General features: G+C 52.4%; 10 protein-coding genes and 2 pseudogenes. 9 read left to right on the top strand and 3 right to left on the bottom strand.

Features of this window, described 5'->3' with window-relative positions; all coding sequences use genetic code 11:
- Nucleotides 1-44: 44 nt before the first annotated feature.
- The 3 genes and pseudogenes from ACQ86O_RS26610 to ACQ86O_RS26600 all read right to left on the bottom strand — a co-directional run bounded on the left by ACQ86O_RS26610 (nt 45) and on the right by ACQ86O_RS26600 (nt 4,010).
- Nucleotides 45-2,336 (bottom strand): transporter substrate-binding domain-containing protein, encoded by a 2,292-nt coding sequence (locus ACQ86O_RS26610; RefSeq protein WP_431223558.1) that lies wholly within the window; start codon nt 2,334-2,336, stop codon nt 45-47.
- Nucleotides 2,333-2,959 (bottom strand): acid-sensing system DNA-binding response regulator EvgA, encoded by a 627-nt coding sequence (gene evgA / locus ACQ86O_RS26605; protein WP_431223557.1) that lies wholly within the window; start codon nt 2,957-2,959, stop codon nt 2,333-2,335. The genes ACQ86O_RS26610 and evgA overlap by 4 nt, the downstream gene beginning before the upstream one ends.
- 122 nt (nt 2,960-3,081) lie before the next feature.
- Nucleotides 3,082-4,010: pseudogene (locus ACQ86O_RS26600) on the bottom strand (LysR substrate-binding domain-containing protein).
- Nucleotides 4,011-4,490: 480 nt separating this feature from the next.
- Between ACQ86O_RS26600 and ACQ86O_RS26595 the strand changes: the two are divergent.
- The 9 genes and pseudogenes from ACQ86O_RS26595 to ACQ86O_RS26555 all read left to right on the top strand — a co-directional run bounded on the left by ACQ86O_RS26595 (nt 4,491) and on the right by ACQ86O_RS26555 (nt 15,399).
- Nucleotides 4,491-5,096, top strand: a complete 606-nt coding sequence (locus ACQ86O_RS26595) for an ankyrin repeat domain-containing protein (protein WP_431223556.1) — start codon at nt 4,491-4,493, stop codon at nt 5,094-5,096.
- A gap of 143 nt (nt 5,097-5,239) precedes the next feature.
- Nucleotides 5,240-6,010: a DUF2877 domain-containing protein gene (locus tag ACQ86O_RS26590; RefSeq protein ID WP_431223555.1), complete on the top strand. Its 771-nt coding sequence runs from the start codon at nt 5,240-5,242 to the stop codon at nt 6,008-6,010.
- A complete protein-coding gene (gene fdrA / locus ACQ86O_RS26585; RefSeq protein ID WP_431223554.1) occupies nt 5,988-7,535 on the top strand; it encodes an acyl-CoA synthetase FdrA in 1,548 nt (515 codons plus the stop codon). Before ACQ86O_RS26590 ends, fdrA begins: the two co-directional genes overlap by 23 nt.
- Nucleotides 7,535-8,953, top strand: coding sequence for a DUF1116 domain-containing protein (locus ACQ86O_RS26580; RefSeq protein WP_431223553.1), 1,419 nt, complete (start codon nt 7,535-7,537; stop codon nt 8,951-8,953). Before fdrA ends, ACQ86O_RS26580 begins: the two co-directional genes overlap by 1 nt.
- A gap of 111 nt (nt 8,954-9,064) precedes the next feature.
- A complete protein-coding gene (locus ACQ86O_RS26575; RefSeq protein ID WP_431223552.1) occupies nt 9,065-10,615 on the top strand; it encodes a xanthine permease in 1,551 nt (516 codons plus the stop codon).
- A 194-nt stretch (nt 10,616-10,809) separates the two neighbouring features.
- On the top strand, nt 10,810-11,760 hold the full coding sequence (locus tag ACQ86O_RS26570; protein WP_431223551.1) for a carbamate kinase family protein: 951 nt from the start codon (nt 10,810-10,812) through the stop codon (nt 11,758-11,760).
- Nucleotides 11,761-11,773: 13 nt separating this feature from the next.
- Nucleotides 11,774-13,167: pseudogene (locus ACQ86O_RS26565) on the top strand (amidohydrolase family protein).
- Nucleotides 13,168-13,756: 589 nt separating this feature from the next.
- Nucleotides 13,757-15,148 (top strand): esterase/lipase family protein, encoded by a 1,392-nt coding sequence (locus tag ACQ86O_RS26560; RefSeq protein WP_431223550.1) that lies wholly within the window; start codon nt 13,757-13,759, stop codon nt 15,146-15,148.
- Nucleotides 15,130-15,399 carry a hypothetical protein gene (locus tag ACQ86O_RS26555; protein ID WP_431223549.1) on the top strand — a complete coding sequence of 90 codons (270 nt, stop codon included), beginning with the start codon at nt 15,130-15,132 and terminating at the stop codon, nt 15,397-15,399. The genes ACQ86O_RS26560 and ACQ86O_RS26555 overlap by 19 nt, the downstream gene beginning before the upstream one ends.
- The last annotated feature ends 13 nt before the right edge of the window (nt 15,400-15,412 follow it).

The following is a 15,412-nucleotide window of genomic DNA, read 5'->3' as shown; positions in this document are numbered from 1 at the left end:
ATATTTCCCAGACTCGATCTTTTCCAGATCCAGAACTTCGCCAATCAGCGCCAGCGGGATCGGGAAGCGTTCCAGGCCTGTTGCACTGACGTTTTGTCCTGCTCATCAACGATCCCGGACGAGTGCTGCAAAAGCTCAAGGAAGCCGACAATACCGCTCACCGGTGTGCGAATTTCATGGCTCATGCGTGCAAGAAAGGTTCTCTTTTCTTCGTTGGCTTGCTCGGCTTTGTCTTTCTCCCCCTTAAGGGCGGCCATTAGCGCTTTTATTTCCGTCACGTCCTGCCAGCCGCAAATAATCACGGAAGGTTCATCGTCTGGCATGGCACATAAGGTCATCCAGTGGCGGATCTGCCGTTCTTCATGCCCATTGCTGAGAATAAAGTCGTGAACGATCACTTCTGCTGGTTGCAACCCCTGACTGATCTCGTTGCCGATGGTTAAAAACAGCGAGGCAAAGGGATGCCGGCTGTCATAGACGGAATCAATGATTTTTTCCTGCACCGGAGCGGTAAAGAAGGAGAGAAACGCCTGGTTGTAATGTTGCAGCTTTCCAGCCAAGGTCACTTCGTAAACCGGGATAGGGATCGCGTTGGATAGGGTATTGCGAAATTGTAATTGCGCCTTCAACCGCTGTTGTGCCCGCTTTCTTTTGCGTATCTCGGTTGACAGGTAAATCCCCCAGACTAGCGTGCTGATCACCAGCAGGGTGGCCAAGGCCGCCAACTGATAAAACTGCTTGTTGTAAAGATCCCAGGTATCAATAGTGATTTCGGGCAGCTTGACCCACTTGCCCGTGAGCTGGAGGATTTCTTTTTGCGGGATATTATCCAGCGCTTTATCCAGAATACCGCGCAACTCTGACGCCCCGTTCGGCATGGCAAATACAATTGCAGCAGGTGTTACCCCGGGTACCGGAGAGTATTTCAACTGATTAGGGTAGTAATGTTCGCTCAGGTAGCGGGTAGTTAACTGATTGGAAATACTTGCGTCTACTCGCCCATTGGCCACCAGATTTACCGCAACGCTGGAGTTTTCCACTATCGTCCAACGGATGCTGGGATATTGCGCCTGCAACTGTTTCAGCAAAGGGTGATTGAACGAGATTGCCACTTTCATATCAGAGGTCAGCGCCGCGGCCTGCTCAACGCTGTTTTTCACTACCACAACAAATGGCGAGGTTATAAAGGGATGGGTAAAGGCCAGTTTTTCGTTATGACCAAGATCATAGGTTTCCGCCTGCACCAGATGCCAGCTGCCTTTATCCAGCTCCTTGAGCATTTCCTTGTCAGATTTTACCACCACCGGTTCAAATACCAGACCGGTCTGCAGGCTGATCAAATTGAGAATGTCACCAATAACCCCGCGGACTTCAAGATTGCTATCCACCATGGTGAAGGGAACAAAGTAGGGATTAATCAGGATCTTCAGTGTCCGGTTCTGTGCTAACCAGCGTGACTCTTGAGGGGAGAGAGCGAGTTTATCGATGACAAAGGAAATATTCCCTTTGTCGATCCACCCCTGGGTAATTTGATTGTGAGTGGTTTCGTCTAATGCAGAGATAAAACTATCCAAAATGGCTTTTAATCTTTCCTGCTGCGGGGAAACCAGAAATACACTTTCTTTCTGATCCTGGTTCCAGAACTTAACCATACTCAGCGCCATATTAAAGTCTTGGGAAATAATCGCACTGCTGGTTAAGTTATCCCCCATATAGTAGTCATATTGGCCATGAGCAACGGAAGATAGCGCGTCATATGGCTTGTCGAAAGGGATAATCTGCGCATTGGGGAATGACTGCTTGATAAATGATTCAGGAGGATAGTTATTCGTAGTGGCAATGGTGACAAATTGTTCGCTACGCAGAGGCTCCATCACGTGCGTTAAAGAGGTAATCAAGGTTGGCCAGGAGTAGAAGACTGGCCGGGTAACCAGCACATCTTTGCGATTTTGTGGCTGATAGATCAGGTCCGTCAGTATCAGGTCCACGCTTCCCGCATTCAATGAGGCGATGGCAGTTGGTTCATCGGGAAAGTGAACGACCGACACCGGCACGTTCAGAGAACGTTGCATCAGCGCAAGATAATCCGCGTTCATGCCTCGATAGCGGTTGGTCACCGTATTTAACGTCAGTGGCGGGGTATCGGGTGGTATCACCGCTACCGTGATTTTCCCCTTTTGCTTCAGCCACTGCTCATCATCATGATTGAGCTGAACCGCAGTGGCCGGGATATGATTAAAGCCCGACAAATCCAGCTTTATTGCTGCCGGTGTCTGCGCCGCCATACTGGCGACGCTAAAGAGAAAAACAGCCATAAAGTGGACGAGATTTTTCATACGATCTTGTTGCGGTTGGCAAAAGAAAGTAGCTCGATCAGGGAATTACAACCCAGCTTTTCCATTAATCGAGTCTTATAGGTGCTGACAGTTTTACTGCTTATAAACATCTCGTCGCCAATGCGGCTGTTATCATATCCAGCCAGAATATAGCGTAAGACTTTGGTTTCCTGCGCGGAAAGCGCGGCCAATTTTTCATACTCGGATGAGTGGGTGCCGATAAAGTTAGTGAGAATAAAGGGGAAGTAGCTGTAGCCTTTTTGTGCTGCCTCTATGGCCGCGATAATATTCTCCATACCCTCTTTTTTGCTGATAAAGGCATTGGCTCCGGCATCAGCACTGCGCTTACCGTAAAAGCGATCATTTTTCGCCGAGACCACTACGATAATGGCAGTGAATTGGCGCTCCCTGAGTTTTTCGACCAGTTCTACGCCGTTGATGCCGGGAATGTCCACATCGACAATAACGACATCAGGCATCTTGCTCAGGATGGTTTTCAGCGCCTGGCTGCCATCTTCCGCTTCTGCAATTACCATGAGACCGCTTGCCTCCAACAGACTGCGGATTGCTGAGCGTGCCAGGGGATGATCGTCAACAATGATTGCTTTTTTTGCCGTGTTCATTATGGCCATCCTCAGTGTTTGAGCTCTGGCTGTTAAAGCGAAACAATATGTTATTGAGCATAGTGTAAATCAATCATACATGAGCAAATTGTATTGGTTCTATGCCGCAGTTTCTGCAAGGGTTATTCGCGGTAGAGCAGGTCGGCGTAAATTGCGGCCAAAATCCCCCGGCGGCAAACTGCTTTTTGATCCACTGAGTGACCTGGCCGGTTGCCGCATGCTGCGTAGCCAGCAACATACGCGAATCCTGGCGCGGGTTATGAATGCTGCGGATGATCAGCAAACCTTCTGCCACCGCCTCACGCGTCATATATTCTGGCAGGAAACCAATCCCTTCCCCCAAGATCTGGCACTGGCATTTGGTGTTGAAATCCGGCACAAGGATCGCCTCCTGGCCATGCAGCAGCCAACCGACCTTCTTGTTGATGGTGTGAGCGGTGTCTTCCACCATGATATTGGGGTACAGCCGTAGCTGGCTCTCGGAGATGGGCTGCGGCATAAACGCCAGCGGATGATCGGGCGCAATGGCAAATACCCAGCGGATAGCGCCAATTTCGGTGTAATCGATACCGCCGCCATCCAGCAGCGTATCTGGGGCGCCAATGGCGATATTGGCCTGGTTGTTGATGATCGAATCCCAGACGCCGTTATACACCTCGGTGGTCACGGTGATATGGCAGGTGGGGAACTGCTTCTTTAGGACCTGCAACAACCGGGCGGTGTGCCTTGGGGTATAGAGCAACTGATTGATGCAGATGCGCACCCGGGCTTCGATCCCCTGCGAGATGGTATCGATGCCGCGCTTGATGGCGTGAAAGTCATTCAGCAGATCGGTGGCTTTGCGATAAAAGTAAAAGCCGGATTCGGTCAGCTCAATGCTGCGGGTGCTGCGGTTAAACAGCACGACATCCAGCCCGGTTTCCATACGCTTGATGGTATAGCTGATGGCCGATGTCGTCAGGCCCAGTTCTTCTGCCGCCTTGCTGAAGCTGCCGAAACGTGCGGCGGTGGTGAATGCCAGCAGGTTCTCTTCGGTAAATATGGAATTCATGACTTCCTCACCCCAGCCCTCTCCATAGGGAGAGGGGATTGAACGTGCTACATATTAACGCTTGCCCCCAATAACCGCTTCCTCTCTTTTAGGGGAGAGAGAGGGAGAGGAAAAGAGCACCCGGGCGTATTGTTGAATGTATTTATAATCCTTCCCATGAGCAACCAGTATTGAACAAAATTTAACACTGGAGTTACAACTGATTTGAGGCCAATCACATTTTTGATTATTTGTGTGCGGCCAGCGATAACCGGAGCTGAAAGCCGGTGCGCCAACCCGGGTTTTACTCAGGCAAAAAGGTTAAAACGGAAGAAAAAGATTGCGCCGTCGCACGCTCCACTCTGATTGTTGAATGCAATTCAATAATGTTACCCTTTGCGATGAATGCTTTTTAAGCGGATGTTTTTCTTTTGTATCTGTTGCTATTCTCAGGATCAAAGAAAAGTAGCCAAAGCCCACCAGAAAAGATGGAGCCTAAATATGTCCGATAAAGAATTGATCAGCGAATTCCTTTTTGCTGCAGAACAAGGCGATACGGATGCGGTGAAAAATTGCCTGAGTAAAAATGTGGATATCAATGCCAGCAACCGCCAGGGCCGCACCGCAATAACGCTCGCCAGCCTGAATAAACACTACGACTGCGTAAAATTATTAATCTCTGCCGGTGCGGATATTGATAAACAAGATCAAACCTGTTTCAACCCGTTCCTGCTGAGCTGCCTGAATAATGATTTAACGCTGTTGCGCCTGATATTACCGGCAAATCCAGACTTGGATCGTTTAACCCGCTTTGGCGGCGTAGGTATTACCCCAGCCAGTGAAAAAGGCCACGTCGAAATTGTGCGTGAATTATTAATGCATACCGATATCAATCTGAACCATACCAATTTTGTCGGCTGGACACCGTTGCTGGAAGCCATTGTGCTCAATGATGGCGGCGCAAAACAGCAGGAAATTGTCAAACTGCTGCTCGATCATGGTGCCAACCCTCATATGACCGATAAATATGGCAAATCGCCACTGACGCTGGCGCGCGAAAAAGGCTATCACCAGATTGCCGAACTGTTGGTTGCCGCTGGCGCATAACGGAGGAGAAACATTATCGCACCGCCACTACGGCAGTGCATCACAGCGCTATCGGCGGAGGCGGCATTCCCCGCCAAAGGCTAAGCGGGCAGGTCGAACAGGTATTTTCCCGGGCGGTAAACCTGTTCGTTCCGCAGCAGCAAATGCTGTATACGTTATTAAGTGATGAATATGATAACGCGCCAAATAGTTGCCGAATAGCGCTCAGGCACTGCGACAGAATATTTAGCCCCGGTGAACGGGTAGCGTTTTCCATTAACGGTATTGAAATTGGCCAGAATAAGTGGATTGATTTCTCCCACTGCCATTTATGGCAGCAGCCTGGCCTGTATTTAACCACCGAGAACCTGACGCCGGTTATCTGGCAATTTTGGGGTCGTTGTATTAATCAGCACGCCGCCTCGGGATCTTCACTTTTTTATTATTACGGCGAAAATATATTTTATCAGGAAATGGCAGTGCAATTGCAGCGTAACCGGGATGCATTATTAATGGCAATTCGCCGTAATGAAAATCCTGATGAGATAATACGTTCCCTTATTGGTTTGGGGATTGGGTTGACGCCTTCCGGGGATGATTATCTGGTGGGGCTTTGCACCATTTTGCTACTGCCTGGACATCCGGCGGATAAATATCGCGATAATTTTGTCGCCGTGTTGGAAACAGCGAAACAGAAAACCACGCTGTTGAGTGCCATTACGTTAGAGGCGGCAATCAATCAGCGCTATCGGCAGGTGATTAGTCATCTGATAGAAAAAATAGTGCGCGACGATCGTCACCTTATTATTCACACCATTAACGAGATTAAAAAAATCGGTTCAAGTTCGGGTTGCGACATGCTGCATGGCATAGCGGATGCCTGTCTCTTGACCTCATATTTTGGAGAAAAATATGCCCATCAGGATCATTGTTAAAAAGAATACCTGGTTTGATTCCGTTTCGCTGATGTCGATCTCGACCAAGGCCAACAAATTGGCGGGAGTGGAGCAGGCGTTTGTGGCGATGGCCACCGAGATGAACAAAGGCGTGTTGCAGAATCTGGGTTTGCTCACCCCGGAGCTGGAGGCGGCTAAAAATGGCGATCTGATGATTGTGATCAAGGGGGCCAGCGACGAGGCTAACGAAGCCAACCTCCAGGCCATTGAGGCGTTATTTACCCATAAAGATAAAGGCGGCCGGCACGAGGCGCGCTACGCCACCCTGGCCAGTGCAAAAGCCAATATTCCTGACAGCAATCTGGCGGTTATTTCGGTAAACGGTCTGTATGCGGCGCGTGAAGCCCGCCAGGCGTTGGAAAACAATCTCAACGTGATGTTGTTCTCCGATAACGTTTCCATTGACGACGAACTGGCGTTGAAGCAATTGGCGCATCAAAAGGGCTTGTTAATGATGGGGCCGGACTGTGGCACCGCCATCATTAATGGCACCGCCCTGTGCTTTGGGAATGCGGTACGCCGGGGCAGCATCGGCGTTATCGGGGCTTCTGGCACCGGCAGCCAGGAGTTGAGCGTGCGTATCCATGAGTTTGGCGGCGGGATTTCGCAACTGATAGGCACCGGTGGGCGCGATCTGAGCGAAAAGGTGGGCGGTCTGATGATGCTGGACGCACTAAAAATGCTGGAAGAGGATGAAGCGACACAGGTGATTGTTCTGGTCTCCAAACCCCCGGCACCAGCGGTAGCCCGCACGGTACTTGAGCGGGCCCGTGCCTGTCGTAAACCGGTGGTGGTCTGCTTCCTTGGCCGCCAGGCACCGCCTGCGGATGAAGCCGGGTTGCAGTTTGCGCGTGCGACCAAACAGGCGGCGTTAAAGGCGGTATTGCTCACCGGCATCAAAGAAGAGTCTCTCGATCTCCATCCGCTCAATTGGCCGCTGATTGAAGAAGTCCGCGCCCGTCTGACACCTCAGCAAAAGTATATTCGCGGCCTGTTCTGCGGCGGCACCCTGTGCGACGAAGCCATGTTTGCTGCCCTGGAAAAATTCGACGACGTTTATAGCAATATCCAACCCGATCCGGCCCTGCGGCTGAAAGATCTCAACCAGAGTGTGGCACACACCTTCCTTGACTTTGGCGATGACGATTTCACCAACGGCAAACCGCACCCGATGATTGATCCCACCAATCGTATCAGTCGCCTGTTACAGGAGGCGCGCGATCCGCAAGTGGGGGTGATTGTGATGGATTTCGTGCTCGGTTTTGGTGCGCACGAAGACCCGGTGGGCGTGATGATCGACGCCATCAAAGAGGCCAAGGCGATTGCGGCCAGCGAAAAACGCCCGCTGGAGATCCTCGGCTACGTGCTGGGCACTGACCTCGACACGCCTTCGTTACAACAGCAGTGCCAGATGCTTACCGATGCCGGCGTCATCTGGGCAAGCAGCAGTACCAACACCGGGTTACTCGCGCGTGAATTTGTTTGTAAAGGGGAGAAAGTCTGATGAGCCAATCATTATTTAACCAGCCGCTGAATGTGATCAACCTTGGCATCGCGATGTTCAGTGACGATCTCAAAAAACAGCATACCCAGGTGACTCATCTTGATTGGACCCCGCCGGGGCAGGGCAACATGGCGGTAGTTGAGGCACTGGATCAGCTAGCTTCCCCAGAACTTGCCACAAAAATCGCGGCGGCTAACCAACAGGCGCTGGAGCGCATTATTCAGTCACACCCGGTGCTGGTGGGTTACGACCAGGCGATCAACGTGGTGCCTGGCATGACGCGCAACACCATTTTGCATGCTGGCCCACCGATCGCCTGGGAAAAGATGTGCGGAGGCATGAAAGGGGCAGTCACCGGCGCACTGGTGTTTGAAGGATTGGCTGCCACCCTGGAACAAGCGGCCGAGCTGGCGGCCTCTGGCGAAATCATCTTCTCGCCGTGCCACGAGCATGACTGCGTTGGCTCAATGGCAGGCGTGACTTCTGCTTCAATGTTTATGCATATCGTAGAAAACAAAACTTACGGCAACCGCGCTTATACCAACATGAGCGAGCAGATGGCGAAAATCCTGCGTATGGGGGCCAATGACCAGAGCGTGATTGACCGCCTGAACTGGATGCGCGATGTGCAGGGACCTATGCTGCGTGAAGCCATGAAACTGGCAGGGGAGATTGATCTGCGGCTGATGCTGGCACAGGCGCTGCATATGGGCGACGAATGCCACAACCGCAATAATGCGGGCACGGCACTGCTGATCCAGGCGTTGACGCCGTGGATCATTCAGACCGGTTACCCGGTAGCGCAGCAGAAGGAAGTGTTTGATTTTGTGGCCAGCAGCGATTACTTCTCCGGCCCGACCTGGATGGCGATGTGCAAAGCGGCAATGGATGCGGCGCACGGGATCGAATACAGCACGGTAGTGACCACTATGGCACGCAACGGCGTCGAGTTTGGCCTGCGCGTCAGCGGGCTGCCAGGCCAGTGGTTTACCGGCCCGGCGCAGCAGGTTATCGGCCCGATGTTTGCTGGTTATAAAGAGCAGGATTCCGGGCTGGATATCGGCGATAGCGCCATCACCGAGACCTACGGTATAGGGGGTTTTGCCATGGCAACGGCCCCGGCCATCGTGGCGCTGGTGGGGGGCACGGTGGATGAGGCGATCGATTTCTCACGCCAGATGCGGGAGATCACCCTGGGTGAAAACCCTAACGTCACCATTCCGCTGCTTTCGTTTATGGGGATACCGACGGCAATTGATATCACCAAGGTTGGCAGCAGCGGCATCCTGCCGGTGATTAACACGGCCATTGCCCATAAAGATGCGGGGATCGGCATGATTGGCGCCGGGATTGTTCATCCGCCGTTCGCCTGCTTCGAAAAAGCTTTACTGACATACCGCGACAGCTACTGCCACTAATAATAACCAGGGCTGGCCCGGTGCCAGCCACAAGGTAGCCGACACCTGCAGGACCCGATAGCGATCCGCTGGATCGTAGAGAGCGTTTTAACGACCTGTGAAGGACAGTCCATGAACAGAGTAAAATTAGAATGGAAACGCGGTGACTGGGCAGCCTACTTTGGGCTGATGACCAATAACCTGACCAACCTGCTCACCATGATGGGGTTGTTGATCTTTGTGGTGGGTATTCCCAAAGAGATTGTATTCGGGCGTATTGCCCCGGCCTTTGGCCTGGCGGTGATGATGGCCAGCATCTGTTATACCTGGTTTGGGCTGCAAATGGCGCGCCAGACCGGGCGTACCGATGTGACCGCGTTGCCATCCGGCCCCAGTGCGCCGTCTATATTCACCGTTACCTTTCTGGTGCTGATGCCGGTTTACCAGCAAACCGGTGATGCGGATTTCGCCATTCAGATCGGCCTGGTGTGGTGCTTTGTTGAAGCGCTGATCCTGGTAGGGGGGTCGTTCCTGGGTGAAACCATCCGCAAGATGATCCCACGTACCGTGCTGCTTTCCTGCCTGTCTGGCCTGGGGCTGCTGCTGCTGGCGATGAACCCGATGCTGCAGGCGTTTGAAGCGCCGACCGTCTCGTTCATTGTTCTGCTGCTGATCTTTATTAACTGGTTTGGCAAAAAACCGATCTTTGCGCGTATTCCTACCGGTTTACTGCTGCTGGTGGCCGGTACCGCACTGGCCTGGATCTCCGGCCTGCAAAGCCCGGAAGCAATTAAAGCGTCGATGTCTTCCTTTGGCTTTAACCCACCAGGGGTTCACATTGACAGCTTTATACAGGGGTTGCCGCACGCTTTGCCATACCTGGCTTCCGCTGTCCCTCTGGGGCTGGCGAACTACATCTTTGACCTGGAGAACATCGAAAGCGCCCACGCGGCGGGTGACAACTACAACACCCGTAAGGTGATGATGGCCAACGGGCTTTCTTCAATGCTTGGCTGCCTGATGGGCAATCCGTTCCCGGTGACTGTCTACGTTGGGCATGCAGGCTGGAAAGCGATGGGGGCCAGTATCGGCTATACGTTGGCTTCCGGCGTCACCATGTTTATCGTGCCGCTGTTCGGGCTGGGGGCCTTTATGCTGGCGGTGATTCCAATGACTGCCATTGTACCGATCCTGGTGTTTATCGGTGTGGTCACTGCCAACCAGGTGGTGAGGGAAACGCCGAAAGTGGAGGTGCCGGTTATCTTTATCTGCCTGTTCCCCTGGATCGCCAACTGGGCACTCACTATGGTCAACAGCGTGATGGGGGCTGCGGGGACTTCGGCGGCCAAGCTGGGGGCCGAGGTGCTGCACAGCAAAGGCGTTTACTACCAGGGGTTGGTGCATTTGGGTAACGGCGCTCCGCTGGCCAGTATGCTGTGGGGCTGTATTGCCATTTTCGCCATCATTAACAAACCGTTGCGTGGTGCGGTGGCCGCAGCAGCCGGTGCATTGCTGGCGCTGTTCGGCGTGATCCATGCGCCTGCCGTCGGTTTTGCCGAGGGCAGTTCACTGACGTTCGTTGTGGCCTATCTGATGATGTCGGGCATGTTTGTGGTCAAGCATTTCCTCGATAGCCGGGAATTGTCTATTGCAGTAGCGCAGGAAGAGACCAAAACCGTCTGAGGGTTCGCTGCCAACTTTCACCATGTCAGGGGAGGGCACCGGCATGAGGTTGCGCCCAGGCGCAGAAGCCAGGTTGTGGCACATACCGTCCCCTCTCCCGGTGGGAGAGGGTTAGGGGAATATCACCAGGCCAAAGCCGTTCACCCCGTTCTATTCAAAGGGGGAAAGGCGGCATTTTTTACCGGATAAAGCAGATGAAAGAACTCGTGGTGGTTGCCATTGGTGGCAACAGCATTATCAGAGATAACGCCAGCCAGTCTGTTGAGCATCAGGCCGAGGCGGTGAAAGCCGTGGCAGAATCGGTGTTGGAGATGCTGGCATCGGACTATGACATTGTCCTTACCCACGGCAATGGCCCCCAGGTGGGGCTGGATTTACGCCGTGCAGAGATTGCCCATGAGCTTGAAGGGTTACCGCTAACCCCGTTGGCCAATTGCGTGGCGGATACCCAGGGTGGCATCGGCTACCTTATCCAGCAAGCGCTCAACAACCGGCTGGCACAGCGTGGTGAGCAGAAAGCGGTGACGGTGGTAACACAGGTCGAAGTGGATAAAAACGACCCAGGCTTTACCCATCCCACCAAGCCGATTGGCGCGTTCTTTAGTGCAGCGCAGCGAGACGAGTTGTTACAGCGCCACCCGACCTGGCGTTTTGTGGAAGACTCCGGGCGCGGTTATCGCCGGGTCGTGGCCTCGCCGGAGCCCAAACGCATTGTAGAAGCCGAGGCAATTAAAACGCTTACCCAGCAGGGCTTTGTGGTGATCGGCGCTGGTGGCGGTGGTATTCCGGTGGTCCGTGGCCCGCAGGGGGATTACCAGAGCGTGGATGCGGTGATTGATAAAGATCTCTCGACCGCACTGCTGGCCCAGGAGATCCGTGCCGATGTGTTGGTGATCACCACCGGTGTAGAGAAGGTCTGCATCCACTTTGGCAAACCGAACCAACGGGCGCTGGATCGGGTAACGGTGGCAGAAATGACGGAATATACGGCGCAAGGGCATTTCCCACCCGGCAGTATGCTGCCAAAGATTATCGCCAGCCTGGCATTTTTGCGTGATGGCGGAAAACGCGTGGTGATCACGTCGCCGGATTGTTTACCCGCAGCCCTGCGTGGCGAAACCGGCACCCATATCGTCAATATCTGAGAAGGAAGAAGAGATGAACGAAAATAATAGCCGCCGCCAGTTCCTGAGCCAGAGCGGCAAAGTGGCAGCCGCCTGCGCGCTCTTTGGTGCCACCTCCTCTGTCGGGTATGCTGCTCACTCAGCAACGGCAAACGGTGAGACGGACCAACTTATGAAAATTACCAGCCCCCATTATTATCTGGATAACGTGCTGCTGGAGGCCGGATTTGAGTTCGAGGGCGCAACGCCGGTCAGCACCCGTACCGAACTGAAAACCCTGGAAATCAGCCAGGGCAAGATTGTTGCCCTGCGCAACAACCGCCAGCATCCGGACGGTACGGTGCCGGTTTATGACGCGGGCGGAAAGCTGATGCTGCCTGCAATGCGTGACATGCATATCCACTTGGATAAAACCTTTTACGGCGGCCCTTGGCGTTCGCTGAATCGCCCGGCAGGCACCACCATCAAGGACATGATCGCGCTGGAACAGAAAATGCTGCCGGAACTGCAACCCTACACGCAGGAGCGGGCAGAAAAGCTGATCGATCTGCTTCAATCCTACGGTTCCACCGCCGCCCGTAGCCATTGCAACGTTGAACCGACCTCGGGGCTGAAAAACCTGCAAAATCTACAAGAGGTGCTGGCGCGCCGCCAGTCTGGCTTTAGCTGCGAGATTGTTGCCTTCCCGCAGCATGGCCTGCTGTATTCGAAGTCAGAGCCGTTGATGCGTGAAGCGATGCAAGCGGGTGCACACTATGTGGGGGGCTGGATCCCACCAACGTCGATGGCCAGATGGAAAAATCGCTGGATACCATGTTCCAGATCGCGCTGGATTATAACAAAGGGGTGGATATCCACCTGCATGAGACCAGCCCGGCGGGCGTGGCTGCGGTGAATTACATGGTGGAAACCGTGGAGAAAACGCCGCAGCTAAAAGGCAAACTGACCATCAGCCACGCCTTTGCACTGGCGACGCTAACTGAGCAGCAGGTTGATGAGCTGGCAACCCGTATGGCAGAGCAGCAGGTGACGATTGCCTCAACGGTGCCGATTGGCACGCTGCATATGCCGCTTAGCCAGTTGCGCGATAAAGGCGTGTTTGTGATGACCGGCACTGACAGCGTGATTGACCACTGGTCGCCGTATGGTCTGGGTGACATGCTGGAGAAAGCCAATCTTTATGCCCAGCTTTACATCCGACCGAACGAGAAAACCTTGTCGCGTGCGCTGGCGATTGCCACGGGTGATGTGCTGCCACTGAACGATAAAGGTGAGCGCGTGTGGCCGAAATCCCAGGATGAAGCCAGCTTTGTGCTGGTAGATGCTTCTTGTTCTGCCGAGGCGGTGGCACGTATTTCGCCAAGAACTGCCACATTCCACCGGGGTGAGATGGTCTGGGGCCACGTTGGGCAAGGCGGTAAAGCCTGATTGCCTGATATCCCTTTCGCATAGGGGAGTTCCCCTCCCTGGCGCCCCATAATATGGATGCAGGTATTATGGGGCGCGATGCCCTTTCACGCTGATGAAGAGCGACCCATCGTCTTGCTGGCCGTTGCGTTGTTATCTGCAATAGCGGCCAATCAACCCCCCATTAGGGATAGCTATCACACGGCTGTGTTGCAACAGAAAGCGCAAGATAAACATCCAAAAAATGAATGAAATAGTGAAAATACATCACATTTATAAATGAGCACGGTGTGTTATCCATTTTGTGTTTTAACCACCCTGTATTGCCTTGGCACCATTATCATTTGGAAAAATAAACGTGCACGGCTATTGATAAAGTTAAATCACCGACTATTTTATTATGTAGGGTTTAATATCCTGAAAGAAATATGCACTTTCACCTCCAGGATCTTACCTTTTACTGGCTATTTTTCATTGGCTTAGGCTAATTTATGCTGCTAAGTATTTATGTTGCATTGAATAAGCGGTTTAAATTTTTTTGGTGAAATTAATAATATAAAAATTAACTTTCCAATAGGTCGCTTTTATCTTCTTAATGAGAATGACAAACATGGCAAATGCGAATGCACCGTTTCACCCTATCATCTATGTCCGGGGCTTTGCGATGACCCGGAATGAAATTGATGAAACTACTCTCGATCCCTTTAATGGTTTTAATTTAGGCTCAACAACATTACGTGCTTCGGCCAGTAATAAAGAACGGCCACGTAAATTTGTGTTTGAATCTCCGGTAATCCGTCTGGCGTCGGAGTTCGGCTATAGTGATGTTTATGAGGATGGCCTGGATATTCTGGATCCTGGCTGGGAATTTGATGCTTCAGGTAAGCCGACCGGCAATGTGCTGAACAGCAAGTCTATTGTTATCTACCGCTATTATGATTCAGCTTCCACGGTGTTCGGTTCGGGGAAAACGCTGTCCATTGAGGAGGCGGCCGTTGGCCTTGCCGCCGTGGTGAAAGAAGTACGGCGCTTGTTGTTGGCGAACCCACGCAGTGGGATCGATAAAGAAGAGGATTTTCGCTGTTATCTGGTTGCCCATTCTATGGGGGGATTGGTATGCAGAGCCTTTTTACAAAACCCTACGCTTGATCCTGGCAAGCTGGCCAAATCCGTCGATAAATTTTTCACCTATGCGACACCCCATAACGGCATTGATATGCTGGGGTTGAATGTTCCTTCCTGGTTAAGCTCGATGGATATATCTAACTTTAACCGTAGTGGACGTATGAAGGATTATCTGGCGCTAGATCAGGCTTATAAAAATCATGATAGGGTCGATCTTATCCCCGAATCCTCTCTCGCCTCGAGCCGTATTTTTACTATGGTTGGGACTAACCGTATGGATTATGAGGTAGCGGCTGGATTATCACGCGCATTTGTTGGAAACGGCAGCGACGGCTTGGTAAAGATTAAGAACGCTACGTTAAATGGGCTGAATAAAGATGGTTCTATTGGGGCGCCTTGCGCTAAAGCTTTCACCTATCGTGCGCATTCCGGGCCGTTTGGCATCGTCAATAGCGAAGAGGCATTTCAAAACTTAAGCCGCTTTTTATTTGGCGATGTACGCGTTGATATATGGCTGGATATTGAGGATGTACGTCTGCCGCCGGAAGTCTTGAAATCGGCCGATGGTGATGAGAAAAAAGTGGACGCGATCTATCAGATTGAGCTTCTGGCTTCACCTCGCGGTAAGCTGTGGTCGCTCACCCGTCGTATGGCAGAAGAGGATTCCGTGGCTTGTATGACTCAGGCTGAATGGCGGAACCAACCCTCGCATTATCTCTCGAGCGTGTTTCTGGCCAACTCGGCAAAAGTCAATCCGCGCAGGCCTTCATTATCATACAGTCTGATTCTGGGGGTGAAAATCCCGGATTATGAAGTGGATCGGCGCTTACGGTTGAATGAACATTTCGAGGGGGTTACTTGTTCCATAACGCACTGATTCTGGACATTGTGCCCCCTAAAGAAGGAAATGGTGACTGGAAAGTGAAATATGCCTGGCAGGACTCGGGGTTTGCTGCGGCCGATACCCAACTGACGCCAGAGAAAATTGCAGGGGAAGGGTGCTCGGTAACCGTGAAGGTGGCAAGCGAGACTGTTGACGCAAACGGCAATCGTCGTCCGTCAAAACCGGGTATTACAGGGAACCTGCGTTTTGTTATCAAAGGCTGGAACCAGATAGAAGGCCATTAACCGTTCAAAAAAA

Origin of the sequence: Serratia sp. L9 (assembly GCF_050632285.1) — a bacterium.
In the GTDB taxonomy this organism is placed as follows: domain Bacteria; phylum Pseudomonadota; class Gammaproteobacteria; order Enterobacterales; family Enterobacteriaceae; genus Chania.
Note: the sequence above shows the minus strand (reverse complement) of the source record. Positions and strands in the feature narration are given on the sequence as shown.

Coding starts and splice junctions, on each gene's coding strand:
- ACQ86O_RS26570 (WP_431223551.1), top strand. CDS start 10,810: ATGAAAGAACTCGTGGTGGTTGCCATTGGTGGCAACAGCATTATCAGA.
- fdrA (WP_431223554.1), top strand. CDS start 5,988: ATGCCCATCAGGATCATTGTTAAAAAGAATACCTGGTTTGATTCCGTT.
- ACQ86O_RS26560 (WP_431223550.1), top strand. CDS start 13,757: ATGGCAAATGCGAATGCACCGTTTCACCCTATCATCTATGTCCGGGGC.
- ACQ86O_RS26580 (WP_431223553.1), top strand. CDS start 7,535: ATGAGCCAATCATTATTTAACCAGCCGCTGAATGTGATCAACCTTGGC.
- ACQ86O_RS26575 (WP_431223552.1), top strand. CDS start 9,065: ATGAACAGAGTAAAATTAGAATGGAAACGCGGTGACTGGGCAGCCTAC.
- ACQ86O_RS26610 (WP_431223558.1), bottom strand. CDS start 2,336: ATGAAAAATCTCGTCCACTTTATGGCTGTTTTTCTCTTTAGCGTCGCC.
- ACQ86O_RS26595 (WP_431223556.1), top strand. CDS start 4,491: ATGTCCGATAAAGAATTGATCAGCGAATTCCTTTTTGCTGCAGAACAA.
- ACQ86O_RS26590 (WP_431223555.1), top strand. CDS start 5,240: ATGCTGTATACGTTATTAAGTGATGAATATGATAACGCGCCAAATAGT.
- evgA (WP_431223557.1), bottom strand. CDS start 2,959: ATGAACACGGCAAAAAAAGCAATCATTGTTGACGATCATCCCCTGGCA.